General features: G+C 61.3%; 13 protein-coding genes and 1 pseudogene. 7 read left to right on the top strand and 7 right to left on the bottom strand.

All coding sequences use genetic code 11. From position 1 onward, the window contains the following. Window positions 1–8 precede the first annotated feature (8 nt). Window positions 9–221, bottom strand: a complete 213-nt coding sequence (locus ACIOTO_RS05900; protein ID WP_400857014.1) for a hypothetical protein — start codon at window positions 219–221, stop codon at window positions 9–11. A 231-nt stretch (window positions 222–452) separates the two neighbouring features. Continuing rightward, window positions 453–875, bottom strand: a complete 423-nt coding sequence (locus ACIOTO_RS05895) for a hypothetical protein (protein WP_400857013.1) — start codon at window positions 873–875, stop codon at window positions 453–455. A gap of 224 nt (window positions 876–1,099) precedes the next feature. On the opposite strand from ACIOTO_RS05895, the gene ACIOTO_RS05890 reads away from it, so the two are divergent. Together ACIOTO_RS05890 and ACIOTO_RS05885 are read left to right on the top strand one after the other, a co-directional pair. Further along, a complete protein-coding gene (locus tag ACIOTO_RS05890) occupies window positions 1,100–1,654 on the top strand; it encodes a hypothetical protein (RefSeq protein WP_400857012.1) in 555 nt (184 codons plus the stop codon). Between the two features lie 9 nt (window positions 1,655–1,663). Further along, window positions 1,664–2,182 (top strand): hypothetical protein, encoded by a 519-nt coding sequence (locus ACIOTO_RS05885; RefSeq protein WP_400857011.1) that lies wholly within the window; start codon window positions 1,664–1,666, stop codon window positions 2,180–2,182. Window positions 2,183–2,243: 61 nt separating this feature from the next. Here ACIOTO_RS05885 and ACIOTO_RS05880 read toward each other — a convergent pair whose 3' ends face one another. After that, window positions 2,244–2,732 (bottom strand): DUF4188 domain-containing protein, encoded by a 489-nt coding sequence (locus ACIOTO_RS05880; protein WP_400857010.1) that lies wholly within the window; start codon window positions 2,730–2,732, stop codon window positions 2,244–2,246. A 70-nt stretch (window positions 2,733–2,802) separates the two neighbouring features. Between ACIOTO_RS05880 and ACIOTO_RS05875 the strand changes: the two genes are divergently transcribed. Then, on the top strand, window positions 2,803–3,414 hold the full coding sequence (locus ACIOTO_RS05875; protein ID WP_400857009.1) for a MerR family transcriptional regulator: 612 nt from the start codon (window positions 2,803–2,805) through the stop codon (window positions 3,412–3,414). A gap of 84 nt (window positions 3,415–3,498) precedes the next feature. Here ACIOTO_RS05875 and ACIOTO_RS05870 read toward each other — a convergent pair whose 3' ends face one another. From ACIOTO_RS05870 to ACIOTO_RS05860, 3 genes are all read right to left on the bottom strand, one after another. Next, window positions 3,499–4,242 (bottom strand): protein NO VEIN domain-containing protein, encoded by a 744-nt coding sequence (locus ACIOTO_RS05870; RefSeq protein WP_400857008.1) that lies wholly within the window; start codon window positions 4,240–4,242, stop codon window positions 3,499–3,501. A gap of 70 nt (window positions 4,243–4,312) precedes the next feature. Continuing rightward, a complete protein-coding gene (locus ACIOTO_RS05865) occupies window positions 4,313–6,085 on the bottom strand; it encodes a DEAD/DEAH box helicase (protein WP_400857007.1) in 1,773 nt (590 codons plus the stop codon). Window positions 6,086–6,101: 16 nt separating this feature from the next. Further along, complete coding sequence (locus ACIOTO_RS05860; protein ID WP_400857006.1) at window positions 6,102–7,451, bottom strand: transcriptional regulator; 1,350 nt, start codon at window positions 7,449–7,451, stop codon at window positions 6,102–6,104. A 171-nt stretch (window positions 7,452–7,622) separates the two neighbouring features. On the opposite strand from ACIOTO_RS05860, the gene ACIOTO_RS05855 reads away from it, so the two are divergent. The 4 genes and pseudogenes from ACIOTO_RS05855 (at window position 7,623) to ACIOTO_RS05840 (ending at window position 11,338) form a co-directional block, all read left to right on the top strand. Then, a complete protein-coding gene (locus tag ACIOTO_RS05855) occupies window positions 7,623–8,267 on the top strand; it encodes a hypothetical protein (protein WP_400857005.1) in 645 nt (214 codons plus the stop codon). Continuing rightward, window positions 8,260–8,727, top strand: a pseudogene (locus tag ACIOTO_RS05850) (sigma factor-like helix-turn-helix DNA-binding protein); the annotation flags it as partial. The gene ACIOTO_RS05855 and the pseudogene ACIOTO_RS05850, both read left to right, overlap by 8 nt. A gap of 309 nt (window positions 8,728–9,036) precedes the next feature. Beyond that, window positions 9,037–9,996 carry a hypothetical protein gene (locus tag ACIOTO_RS05845; RefSeq protein WP_400858098.1) on the top strand — a complete coding sequence of 320 codons (960 nt, stop codon included), beginning with the start codon at window positions 9,037–9,039 and terminating at the stop codon, window positions 9,994–9,996. 79 nt (window positions 9,997–10,075) lie between these two features. Then, window positions 10,076–11,338 (top strand): DNA cytosine methyltransferase, encoded by a 1,263-nt coding sequence (locus tag ACIOTO_RS05840; protein WP_400857004.1) that lies wholly within the window; start codon window positions 10,076–10,078, stop codon window positions 11,336–11,338. Between the two features lie 38 nt (window positions 11,339–11,376). On the opposite strand, the gene ACIOTO_RS05835 is transcribed toward ACIOTO_RS05840, so the two are convergent. Further along, the gene (locus tag ACIOTO_RS05835) at window positions 11,377–12,870 is read right to left on the bottom strand and encodes a hypothetical protein (RefSeq protein ID WP_400857003.1); all 1,494 of its coding nucleotides are present in this window, start codon (window positions 12,868–12,870) and stop codon (window positions 11,377–11,379) included. Window positions 12,871–12,897 lie beyond the last annotated feature (27 nt).

Genomic DNA, 12,897 nt, shown 5'->3' with positions numbered 1-12,897 from the left:
ATCCGGAATTAGGATTCGCGGGAGCGTCGTTCGCGCCAGATGATGCGCAGCACCAGAGTCAGCGCGCCGAGCATGAGCACGAGGGCTGCGAGCCAGAAGACCCACACGACGTCCTGGAACAGGGGCGCGTTGGCGGCGACTGGCAGCGCCCCGCCGACGAGGATCATTGCCACGACGATCGTCCGCTCGAGCGCAGTGCCGCGGACGCGTTGAGTCGTCATGAGACCGTCGCCTTTGCCGCGCACTCCCCAGCGGTGGATCCGCTGACGCCTCCGATTGCTGCGACGCAAGCTGCGGCGATCTTCATATCGTTGCTCCTGTCCGATCAACCCAACCAAGGTGTAAGACGTTACGCTGCCCAGCCCTGAGTGTCATTGGCCCGCGCGCCGGTTGGGCGGCTCGCGCCTGTTTAGCTTCATTGGGGTCTGGCTCCAACAGGGCCATCCGCTTTTCTAAATCTTTCCAACGCATTCCGCTTTGGTAACGGAGATGCTGGCGATGACATCGCTATTGAAAAACTCCGAACTCCAACTGAATGTCTCCGTTCCTCCGGGACCGGACGTGCGTGCGGCCAGGCGCTCGTATCTTTCGAGCACCGCCCCTTCAGCCCTGTACTCTTCAAAACCAAGCAATACGTATCCGTCGCAGTCTGATTCGATGAGCATGTCGACGGTCCAGCAATCGTGAAGCGGGCCTGTACCGCAGTCGGTCCCGCCTTGTACCGGCGTCGAGATCCACACGTCGGGTAAGTGAAGATCCTCAAGTTCGAAGCCGACCGGAATCTCGAGGCCCGGATCCCCCGCGGGGCTGCTGCAGGCGAGCAGGGAGGCGCCGACGATGACGAGCCCGACTGGCGGGATCCATCTTGAGGTCATGCGGTCAAGGTATCCCAGGTCGGGAGTTGTCAAGGCGATCAGTCGACCTCGACGAGTCCGTGGCCTTCGGCGGACCCATCGGCTTGGTCGAGACGTAGACGCTCTCGGTGTCGACGCGGAAGGTCTCGTGCCAGACGCCGACCGCTCCCGGTGCCTTGCGGGCTGCCTGCCCAAGAAGACTTCGCGGGGGCGAGGGGCGCGTCGAAGGAGTTAGAGTTCGACGCATGACATCCGGCCACGTCCATCGTGATCTCACCAGGGTGCCTGAGAGGGTGCGGGCGTTCAAGAAGGCGACTGCCGATGAGCAGTTAGTCGCACTCGCAGAGCTCCATAGACGCGCGAATGGCCAATCTCCAAGTACTTGGTCGAACGGTGTCCTCGCCCTGGTGCCGACGATCAGCTTGTTCGGCACGATGCTTCTCGCGGTCTACGGAATCTGGGCACAGGGTGGGCTCGCGTATTGGAGCCTCTACGCCGCGCCTGCCGAAGACAAGGACGGCGGGTCAACAGCGCAGGCCGACCGGTGGGCTCATGCCGTCACTTCAATTGTCGACGACCCCAACGCGCTCGCGGACGGACTGATGGGCTGGGCGCAAGGGATCGTGATGTTGCTGCTGGTCGCGACTTTCGTCGCGATCGCGCTGAGCGCGTGGTCGAGCCGCGTGCGCGGGGTTGCAACCGCATGGATTGCTGTCTACGAGCGCACCCTGGATGAACCAACGCCTATCCCTCGCAGATCTACATTCCTGAAACGGATCGGCGTCGGGTCGGGCGGATAGAGTCCTAAGGTGTTCGACCAACTCGCCATCGCTGCGGCCGTGTCTCCCACCCCGTCATTTGTTGCACCAAATCATGACCAAGTAGTCGATTGGGTGACTGTGTCGGTGTCGCTCGTGGCAGGGCTGCTCGGCGGCCTGCTTGGAGCGCTGATCTCTAGTGGTACCCAAAAGAGGTTGGCGAAGGACGCTGCCAAGGCGACGGCATCGAGAGCGATGTGGAACTTCCATCGAGCCATCCGGGACTTTGCTGCGGAGGCAGAGGGTCACTGGGTCAGGGACCAAAGCTACTTCACGAAGACAACGCGCGAGCACTTAGAAGCAGCGCGGCAGGATGCTTACCCGTACCGGGGCTATCTCGGTCCCAATCATGAACACCTGGTGAGCCGCAACTCTCTTGGAGATTACGATCCGCACGGGAACCCAATGGACGAGGTCGACGACTGGTTCAAGTGGTCAACAGAACTCGAGAAGCGGCTCAAAGTCGTCTTCAGCGTAGAGGCTGAGACGAGCCGTCGGAGGTCCGGATAGCTCGGACAGCGTGGACCGCGGCATCACGTGTCGTCCCACTGTGATCGGCATTCGGCTATCACTATCCGGCTACCGTCCGCCCCTCCGCGAACCGCGCCTGCGCCCGGTCCTGACGCCGCGGCACCTCGACGAGCTCCGTGGCCTTCGGTAGTCCCATCGGCTTCGTCGAGACGTACACGCTCTCGGCGGTGTCGACGCGGAAGGTCTCGTGCCAGACGCCCACCGCTCCCGGAGCCTTGCGGGCTGCGCGGTTGAAGGCGGTCCAGGCGGGTCGGTGTTCCTGGTTCGGGCTGGACGCGTAGGCGTAGAGCTTGTCGACGGATGACCAGTACTGCACGACGTAGGGTCCGCCCGAACCGAAGAGCAGGTGGTAGCCGAGCATGCCCGAGTCGGGGTCGGTGCTGAGTTCGCGCAGCATCCCCGGCATGGCAAAGAAGGCCGGCATCCACAGGTCGGGGCGCCACCAGCGGTTGATCTGCATCCCGATGTGGAACACGACGAGCTCGCCCTCGTGGCGGTGGGTCATGCGGCCCGTGATGACTTTCGACATGGTGGCTCCTTGATTAGATAGTGTCACTATCCATAATGGATAGCGCTACTATCGAAGTCAAGAGGTGGCCATGAGAATTTCCGAACTGTCAGCCCAGACCGGCGTGACCGTGCCAACGATCAAGTACTACCTGCGTGAGGGCCTGCTGCCCGAGGGCGAGCGCAGTGCGCCGACTCAGGCCGCGTACGGCGAGAGGCACGTGGAGCGGCTGCGGGTGATCCGGGCGCTGCTCGATGCGGGGGTGAGCATCGCCGAGACGCGGCGGGTGCTGGCCGCGCTCGACGAGCCGCCGGAGAACGCCCACAACCTGCTCGGGATGGCGCATGCGGCGATCACTCCGCCGGTGGATGAGTCCTTGGATCTGACGGACGCGGAGGCTCTTGTCGCAGGGCTCGGGTGGAAGCCGGGGATGTGCGACGAGGCCGTGCTGCACGCGGTTGCGCGGGCGCTGCAGGGGTTGGAGCGTGTCGGGTTCACCGTTCCGGATGCAGCGATGACGGAGTACCTCGCGTCGATGCGACGGATTGCGGAGGCGGAGATCGCCGGGGTGCCGGGCGAGTCTGCGGAGGCAGCGGTGCGGTACGTCGTATTGGGGTCGGTGCTGGTTGAGCCGTTGTTGTTGGCGTTGCGGCGGGTGGCGCAGCAGGTGAGTTCGGGGGAGAGGTTTGGGTGGCCAGGGTAGATCCAGCCGACTGACCGCAGCTGGTCGGGAGCCGTTTCCCGTTCAAGCAACAGATACAGAGTTCGCCGTGTTCGCGTGGCTCGATCATCCGTTAAGCAGCGCGGATATTTGAGGAGCCGCTCCTGACCGAAGCGCGTGCCCGGGCAGCACCAACTTCATTGACTGCCATGTCCCGATGTCCCCGTCATTGGGCGCCCCCTGTAGCAACACCTCCCCGGGAATCCAGCTCAACGCGACTAGCTTGTCTGACGGATCAAGATGAACGACTTGGAGGCACCACGTCGAGTGCCGGCGCAGGGTTTCCACTTCATTGCGGCTAACGAAAAGGACGACCGCATCTGTTCGGCGTGTGGTCTTGATCTCGACCCGCGCACGAAGCTGACCCGCGACGAGCAGCGCTACGTCATAGCCGACGGTGTCATCAAACACCGAAACGTGGACCACCTCTGCTCTAGCGTTGGCGTGAAGCCAGTCGACGAGCGCTAATTCCCCGGCGGCGCCAAGTCTACGACGCGCCGTGTCATCGAATTTACGCCAAGCTTGCTCGACCTGCTCAAACATTTCGGTGTCGTCAACACCCAGCACCAGCCCGAGCTCGGTGACGTCGATGGGAAGGTCGGCTGGGTCGCGGATAAGAGCATCTGCGGCAGCAAGCCAAGGGGGTTCGTCGGCTTCGATCGCCGCGCGGAGCACAATCGCCCCCGAGCTACGCCAGGGATCCTCGATCCGCCCACTTCCGTCATAGAGGCCACGAGCCCGGAGCCACTCGAGCGCTAATTCATACTGCGTCGGAGTCAGATCTCGCCAGTCGGGCTCGGTACGCAACACTCTTCGAGCGGTGTCCTCGTCGCGATGGGCTAACTCTGTCAGCCACCGAGCCGCCGCGACGAGGATCGAGTTAGGTGTTCCCATCGTTGCCCAGGTAAGTCCACACTGACTCAGCATCACTTGCGTCGAGCACGTCGCCGTTCTCTCGCTCTTCTTCGAGGTCAGCCAAAGCAGAGAGTGCGGGGTCATCAAGCGCATCGCTCATCCAAGACAGCTTCCTTGCAAGTCGCACCGACACGAGCTCATCGATCGTCGACGCCGCGACCAGGACCGTAGCCCGCGTCTCCGTGCCCGCAGCTAGCCCGAGACGGTGTATCCGGTCGAGGCTTTGTAGGAAGCGCCCTGCTGCGAAGTCGCGGTCGATGTAGACAGCATCGTGGCACTCGTGATGCAGACTCACGCCTTCGCCAAGGGTCGCTGGATTCGACAGCAGAACAGAGGTGCCGGGGTTGGTTCGGAATCGATCGAGGGCGACTGTGCGATCCTCGTCGCTGGTGCTTCCGACGATGAGCTGCGGGTCGAGCTCGGGGATGAGCGTCTTGAGCGTTGAAAGATTGCGGATGAAGGTGGACCAGACCAGGGTCTTTCTGCCTTGTTTCGCATTCTCGCGTGCGATCCGCGCCGCCTCCAGAATCTTCGGCGACATCTCGTAACGAGGCAGCTCGGCGAGCAGCGATCTCAGCAGGCCGGCTCGGGGAGCTTCGAACGGCGGCACGCGAAACTGCAGGGGCTCATATTGCGAAGACCCAACGGCTAGCAGAGCAGGACTTGTCGCGGCCATGAGGAGGTAAACGATAATTCGACCGAGATCATCGACGCGTTCCCCAGCAGCGACTGAGGTTCGGAGCTGTCCAAGAAGAGCATCGTAAATCTCTCGATGCAACGGCGGCAGCTCGACTGTCCTCGTCGTCACCTGCAAGGGCGGCAATCCGAGCTCCGATTTTGTCGTCCGGGTGAACAGAGACTGAACCGTTGTCGAGACAGTGTCCCACTCGGAGGACCCGATTCCGAGCAGCCTGCTACCGCGCCCGGGCCAAACGAATTCGAACAGCGACTTGAGATCGCTAAGCCCATTAGGGGCCGGTGTCCCGCTCAAGATCAGTCGTGTGCTTGCTAAGGGACCGAGGCTCAAACACACCGCGCCGTAGACCCCGTTGGCCCCGCGCTTCATACGGTGAGCTTCGTCCAAGATTAGTATCGATGGGGAGCGTGAGAGGAACTTCGCGAGCTGAAGTCGAGACGCGGCCAGTCGCTCATAGTTGACGATCAAGATGTCACATTCAGGAGCAACTCCGCCGGAATAGACAAGAACCCTTCGTGCCTCATCAAAGACGGCGGACGTTTCCCGCAGCCAGCTCTCGTGAGCGGACTTTGGCGCCACCACCAATGCGCGGTTCACTCTCTTGCTCGATCTGAGGTGCGACAGAAGTGCCAGCGCTACCCGAGTCTTGCCAGCTCCTGGCACGCTGAAGTTCGCTCCGTGACGCATGCGGAGCAGTCCCCGAAGGTCGCGTTCCTGAAATGATGTCAGGTTTCCGCGCCAATCCTCTTCGAGTTGCACTTCAACGTGTGCTGACTGATCATCTGCACGAAGACGCTCGAGATGATCCGCGTCATCCAAGGCTGAGATCGCCAGTTCACGAAGACTTTGCGACCAGGTGACATCCCCGGAACCCCACTTGGAAAGTGCGCCCAAGTTCCCGAGGAAGCTGCCGAGGTCGACTTCGAAGGCATCGCGTCCAAACGACTCGGCCGACGGAAGATCGAGTTGAACCCGCCGAAGTAGATGCAGGTTCTCGGGGGTGGTCTCGGCGAGCACCGTCCCTGAGGGGGTGAGGCTCAAGCGGAGTGTGTAGGCGTCAGTCATCTTTGATCGCGCGCAGTGCCGTCAACCAATCGGCCGATCCCTTCGGCAACGAGGCCAGACGAGATACCGATCCCGCGAAGATCGACAGGGAGCGACGGAGATTGATTACGGCTTCGTCGAGGGCCGACTCATCGAGGGCATGTTTGCTCTTAGCATCACCGACTTCTAGCACGGCGGCCTCAAGCGTGTCCGCCGCGTCGTTGATCTTGTCGATCGCAGCCTGTTGATTCTTCTTGAGCCGGGCAGACTTGCCGGCTGCGTCGAGCGCCGACTCGACCAGCTTGTTGAGCGCCGCATAGTCCGATTGTGCTTGTGCCTGCACGCCGGGGTCGGGGGCAAGCATTGAAGTCTTAATCTTCGCGACCTGATCGACGAGCTCCTTTGCCTTGAGAAGCGGTTGCGGCTCGCTAGGTAGACCTCTCCCTAGACCTGGAATTGCTGTTGTTACCGCTGCAGCTTCACCGGCGAAAGCGCTGCCATCGAGGTTCTTGCTCAAGTGGTCGATAAGGAAGCGATCGGTCACGAGTCGCAAATCAGTCTTGGACTTGTCGAGCAACAGGCCAAGAAGGCGAGATTCCCTAAGAAGTTCGGCTGCGGCCGGATCGTTCTTCGCGGTTGAGCTATACGTCCTGTAGAGCTCCTCGAGTTTCCCCTGATCGTTCTCAAAGTCCCGAAGGTTCAATGACCGGTCGGCCTGCGCGCTTCGGTCTACCAGATCCCGAAGGGTCTGAAGAATCCAAACCGAGCGATTGAAGGTCTGCTTCTGCATGCGGAACGACTTCATCGCAGTTTCAGTGCCGACGGCCGAGATTGCTTCGTCGAGTGCGAGCAAGGTGTTCACGAATGAGTAGTCGCGCCTGTAGTCCTTGCGCATCTGCAGCTCTAGTTCAACTGCGGACAGATCGTCCCAGGACCAGTCGCTCGGAAGCACGGCGACGCGCATCTGCGTGGCATTGCCTTCCCGGAGGGCAGCACAGCGGGAGTTACCGTTGATCAAGATACCCGAGGGAGTAATGATCCCGGCATCCTTCTGACCATACGTCTCGAGGTCATCGCGCAGCTTCTCGAACGCCGGATCGCCCTTGCTCGGATCATTGGGCGCAGCGGCAAGAAGGTAGTTGAGGTACTGCTGAGCCTCGTTGCCCCACGGGTCGCGTGTGATCGCCTCGTTGCCCGCTTGATTAAAGTCTCGCTGCGCGCGGATGCGATGTGTGTCGGGGTTGTAGTAGAGGAGAGCGAGAGGCATCGTGATCACCGGGAGGCTCTTGGGCGCCCCTCGCCATTCGATCTGGATGCTCTCCTTGACGCCCTTCTCTTCGTGGAGGGCGCCGAGTCTGTCCAAAACGATAGTCTCAGTGCTCTGGGCTGAAAGTGGTTCGTGCCGACTCAACGCGTCCCCTAACCTTTGAGTGTCGGGCCAACGCCCGCCAGGATCCTCTGTGCACAGGATAGATGACAGCGATTGTCTCGTCGGGAGTGAACTATGACTCGAGCGCCAAGCAGCTTACAACTCGTGGCGCAATGGCTTGCGGAAGAGGTTGGTGAAGGGGCGGTCTTCACCAAGCAGGCACTGCGATCGGCGCTACCTAACTTCGAGCAGGTGGATCGGAGGATGCGTGATCTCAGGTCGTACAAGTGGCGCATCGACACGAACCGCGAAGACCCTACCCTCAGGCCAGGCGAGCTTCGCGTCGTTTCCGTCGGGCACCAGCCTGGCGAGCCTGGATTTCGACCCCTCAGCAGCAACCGCGTTTCTGCTAAGGAGCGGCTCGGCGCGATCTCAGAGGCAGACTTCCGTTGCCAGCTATGCGGCGTGCAACTCGGCGAGCCTGACGAATCTGAATCTGGTTTCGCGAACCTCCTGGTGAAGCGCGTCGACCAGCGGTTACTGGTTGCCTGCGGTCTCTGCGCGTCCGCGGCGCCAGCTCGGATTAGCAGCGAGGCCGAACGCTTAAGCAGTCGAGTCGCGCGTTTGACCCCGGAGGAGACGCGAGAGCTTCGTGACCGTACAGCGAGGGGTGATCGTCAATCCCCACTGGAGGCGGCGCTCGCCATCGCCGTGCATATGCCCCGCGACGTGGTGATCGACTGCGCTGACACGTACTTGAGTGGTGCTACGGGGCGCGAGAGCGACTCCAACAGGCGGACCGATGAGTGAGAGCCCGGGGGGGCAAGCGGACGCCGTCGATTCCCCTCAAACCAGCCCAGATGCTTCGCATCTCATCGGTTCCGAGAGTTCGATCGCGGGCGCCTCGCGTTCGGATTCTCGCGCTCGGGCTCAACTCGACCACGCCTTGGAGATTCTTGCTCACTGGCATGCGCTGAGGGGACGCCCGGAACTTCCGTTGCTGGCACCTCCCGGCCCAGAAGCGCCCGGCTGGGTTAGCAGTGCTTGGGAGTCGATTTCTTCGCTTTCAGCCTCGGAGTGGTTCGCCGGATCGTCGCAAGATTCCGCGGCTATCCGGGTCCACGAAGTCCTCCTTGCCCTTGACCCGCGCGAAGTCGACATCCTGCGGCTGCGCGTGTTTGCGGACGAACCCATGAAACTGGAGGCCCTAGGGTTACGTCTTCAGCTCACCCGAGAACGCGTAAGACAAATCGAAGATCGTGTCCTACAGCGACTTCGTGCCTCCGAGGTCCTGGAGGAAGTTCGAGCAGTCGCCTCGCGAGCCGCCTGGCTAGACGATGTTGCACCACTCAGACTTGTGCTTGGTGATAGCCCGGCGCTTGCGGAGATGGTGCCTCGAGCGCGGAAGCCCTTGTGGCGCGTGCTTGACCGACTCGATGATTCATTTGAGGTGAAGGATGGTTGGTGGTGCTCCAAATCAGTCAAGTCAGCGATAGCTTCCACCAAGGCGGCGCTACAAGATGCGGCGAGGGGCGGCCGAATCGTTCGATTGGACGAAGTGCCTCGCTTCTCTGGGCGTATGTGGGCCGACGAATGGGTTGAATACTGCGGCGTCACCGTTCACGAGGGGTATGCGCTCCTCAGATCCTCGGGTATTCCAGATCGCGCGGCCGTAACCCTCGAGATCGAGGGAGCCCCGATGCCAATCGAGGAAATAGCGCTACGGATCGGCTCCGATCGTGCGGTGAGTTCGGTAAGGAACGCATTGGCCGCGGATGATCGTTTTATGCGTGTCGATCGCAACCTCTGGGCACTCGGGTCGTGGGAGCTCGCGGCCTATCAATCTATTAGGCAGCTCATTGCTGATGAGATTGCTGCGCACGATGGCGCCGTGCGGCTGTCCAAACTTGTGGACGTCCTTACCAGCCGCTTCAGCGTCTCTGCGACGAGCATCATGGGGTACGCGAGTTCACCCCCGTTCTCCACCGTCGACGGCATGGTTGAGCAGGTGGCTCGTCGCCCATCGGCTCCTCGCAAGTCGCCGTTCGACACCCGACGGCTGTACCGCGTTGCTGATCGCTGGGTGCTGAGGTTCAATCTCACTTCCGAACACGTACGGGGGAGCGGATCGCCTCTTCCTAGCGCACTGATATCCGCTCTGGGGCTCAACTACGGCGAGGCCAAGTTCCTACATTGTCGTCACGGAGCCCAACGCGTCGGGTGGAGTGGGCCCCAAGCGATCCTAGGCAGCGTAAAGCGGATAGTCGACGCGGACGGTCTCCAAATGGGAGACATGTGCTTCGCGACATTCAGTGATGACGCTGAGTTCGACATCGTGAGGATCGAGCCGACTGAACGCCGTGGACGTGCACGCGCCTACGAGCTCGCAGGGCTGACCCTAATAGGCGACTCTGAGAGTGACAGCTCACTAGCCGAGGCGATCGGTCTCGCGCCGCATTCGGCGCTGCCTCAAATCGCTGAAAAGCTGAGAGCGCGCGGTGACTACGACGTCGCTGACAGCCTCCTCGCTGTGACATAAGCTGTCTCGCCCGTTCCGTACGGCGTTCGCATCGACGAGCCTTCGCGCCGATGTCTTCCCCATCTCGTACGATTGCCAGATGGGATCATCTGGAGTGCACTCGGTGGTCGAGATCTGCGCCGGCGCCGGAGGGCAATCGTTGGGCCTTCACAAGGCTGGTTTCGAGCATCGACTAGCAGTTGAGATCGATGAGACCGCCGCCAAGACTCTCCGTCAGAATCTGGACGTCGAGGTTGCAGTAGGCGACGCCGCCGACTCTGCAGTTTGGGTTCCTAGCGAGTACTCCGACGTGTCGCTGCTAGCCGGCGGAGTCCCGTGCCCCCCGTTTTCGGTCGCTGGCAAGCAGTTGGGCTCCTCCGATGAGCGTGATCTTTTTGCATGGGCAATCGAGCAGGTTGCTGTTATGCGTCCTAGGGCAGTGATGCTCGAGAACGTGAGAGGGCTCGCCTCCCCGAGATTCTCTGCCTATCGTCAACGCGTGCTAGATCGTCTAGACGCGGAGGGGTACGTCGGCGAATGGAGACTGCTGTACTCGTCTGATTTCGGTGTGGCTCAGCTTCGACCGAGATTCGTTCTTATCGCGATGAGTGCTGATGATCACCGCCACTTTCATTGGCCAGAGAGCATGGGGGCGGACAAGTTGAGCGTGGGTGAGGCGCTCCATCCTCTGATGGCTTCAGATGGATGGATCCATGCTGACGAGTGGCGTCTGCTGGCGTCGGGGGTAGGTCCAACGCTGGTCGGGGGGAGTAAGAAGCATGGCGGCGCCGACCTTGGGCCTACTCGCGCAAAGCAAGCATGGGCGCAGCTTTACGTAGACGGTCGAGGGATCGCTGATCGCGTGCCGGTTGCGGAGGCTCCCTCCGCGACTGAGGTAATGCCGCGATTGACGATCGAGATGGCTGCCCGCATTCAAGGCTGGCTACCGGAGGATGGATGGTCGTTTGCTGGCAGGAAAACATCACAGTATCGCCAGATCGGCAACGCCTTCCCACCGCCTGTGGCGCTCGCTGTGGGTAAGTCCATAATCGCTGCTTTCGAGCGGGAGGGCACTAGGCGGGAGGGGGATCTGTCTCTCGGCCTCCACGATCCCGTGTACCGGGCGCTGTCCAGCAGCCAAGCTCCGATGAGTCTTGAGGATCTCGTCCGGGCGCAGAACGAGGACGGACTGGCTACAGTCGAGCGCAAGCTCGCTGCTATCGGGCGGGACTTTGAGCTCGAAGTGGTTGTCGGTCCAGACGGCGCCCCGCGATACAGTTTGGGAGAGTTTCGGGGATTCATTGGTCAGCAGAAGCACGCGCGGCACAGTTACATCACGGAGAACCGCAGCAAAGTTAGTTAGTTGGTGTTCGGCCGAGGCCGGATAAACTCTTCTCGGCTTTAGCTTCGTCGCGCGTCGTGCTCTCGGTTAGAAGAAAAAAGAAGGTCGCCCGCTCGGAACACGCTCAAACTTGGGTGGCTGGTGCGTGCGATAAGGGAGTTCATTACGGCTTCAGCCTGGGCGCGGGTGAAGTTGGAAGCGACGAAGGTCGGGCCGTGGACCGTCCTAACCAAGCGTGGGTTCGATGAGGGTAGGAGCATTTCTCGGGTTGCAGCGACGCTTCCCTCAAGATCGACAACTTCGCGTCCGTCCGTAGTCGCGACGATCCTGACGATCTCACGGACGGCGCGAGCGGCGGTCATCGGCTTAGTCTGTCCTCTGCCATCGTCGATGGCATAGAGGGCAAACTTGCCCCGCACCCGTCTCAGGCGTAGGCGTAGGAATTGTCGACGATCATCATCCGCGGCGCTGTCGACATAGCGATCTGTGAAGACGGCCAGGAGTTCGTCATCGAGGCGTCGAACTCCGGGCGTCTTACTCGGATAGTCCATCAACTTTTCGACCTGCCCAGCCTCGACATTCGCTAAGGCAGCTTCCAGCTCGCCGATGGTCGAAATGTCCAGACTCTCGAGGTGTGATGTGAGCTGCGCGATGACGGCGGGCTCACCAGCGTCGTAGCGGGGAAACCTAGCCACGATCAGATCGCGCAACGTCTGAGCCTCGAGCGGGCGCGGGTCCGGGTTCTCGGACTCTTCATCGTCATCGTTTGGGCCGTCGTCAGCGGTTGGGGCATGTTCGCGTGGGGGTGAGAGTTCCTCTTCTGTGCCGAGGTCGTCCCGCCGCAAGTCGTTCGCGTCCTCGATGACAGCGATGAGGTGCGCTTCAATCTTGCCGAAGAGCTCGTCCATGAAGCGCCGCAGGCCGCCGGCTTCCATGAACCATTGATCTACCTGCCCTTTGCCATCAGGCGTCAGGTCCTGGTACGCGCCAGATTTGTACCGGACATCGTGTTCATACTCTGCCCACGCGTGTCCCGCGACGCTTCGTATCTGAATCTCTAGGCCTCGATACTTCAAGAAGTACGTGGCAAGTGCGGGATAACGCTCCTGCTCCTCCGTGTTCGTTAGTCCAGAGATCACCAGGTGTTCGCTGTCGTACCCGTTATGCTTCACGTCGCCGGGGTTCTGGCGCTCTCGTACCTCGGCATGTGTGCCGACGAGATCAGCAAGGTCATTTCTGGCGAGTGTCGTGAAAACGATCACCCTAGCCGCGACGCAGTCGTGGATCTGATTCTGCGGGTCGGAGTACTTAAGCTCTCCGTCTGGTCCGACCTTCTCCGCCTTCAAACGGTACGAAGTGAGCGACTTCGGTCGGGCCTCGATCGTATGAATCCGAATGCTGGCGCGCTCCGCCAACTCCTGCAGGTACCTGCGGATTTCACGGGCAGCAAGGGCAAGATCCTCTTGATCCTGGGCATACTGCCAGACATGCTGAGGCACTCGCGCCAAGGAGAGCGGGGCGCCGTGCTGACCGGTGGGGTCTTCCGGAGTCACGTGAGCCCGCCTAGCGGAGTTGGTTGC

It is taken from the genome of Microbacterium sp. NPDC087592 (genome assembly GCF_044743585.1).
GTDB lineage: Bacteria > Actinomycetota > Actinomycetes > Actinomycetales > Microbacteriaceae > Microbacterium.
The sequence above is the reverse complement of the archived record's forward strand: the minus strand, read 5'-3'. Positions and strand labels throughout refer to the sequence as shown.

Excerpts from the sequence above, each read along its gene's own strand:
- ACIOTO_RS05880 (WP_400857010.1), bottom strand. The coding sequence starts at position 2,732 with ATGTCGAAAGTCATCACGGGCCGCATGACCCACCGCCACGAGGGCGAG.
- ACIOTO_RS05845 (WP_400858098.1), top strand. The coding sequence starts at position 9,037 with ATGTGGGCCGACGAATGGGTTGAATACTGCGGCGTCACCGTTCACGAG.
- ACIOTO_RS05890 (WP_400857012.1), top strand. The coding sequence starts at position 1,100 with ATGACATCCGGCCACGTCCATCGTGATCTCACCAGGGTGCCTGAGAGG.
- ACIOTO_RS05900 (WP_400857014.1), bottom strand. The coding sequence starts at position 221 with ATGACGACTCAACGCGTCCGCGGCACTGCGCTCGAGCGGACGATCGTC.
- ACIOTO_RS05840 (WP_400857004.1), top strand. The coding sequence starts at position 10,076 with ATGGGATCATCTGGAGTGCACTCGGTGGTCGAGATCTGCGCCGGCGCC.
- ACIOTO_RS05895 (WP_400857013.1), bottom strand. The coding sequence starts at position 875 with ATGACCTCAAGATGGATCCCGCCAGTCGGGCTCGTCATCGTCGGCGCC.
- ACIOTO_RS05875 (WP_400857009.1), top strand. The coding sequence starts at position 2,803 with ATGAGAATTTCCGAACTGTCAGCCCAGACCGGCGTGACCGTGCCAACG.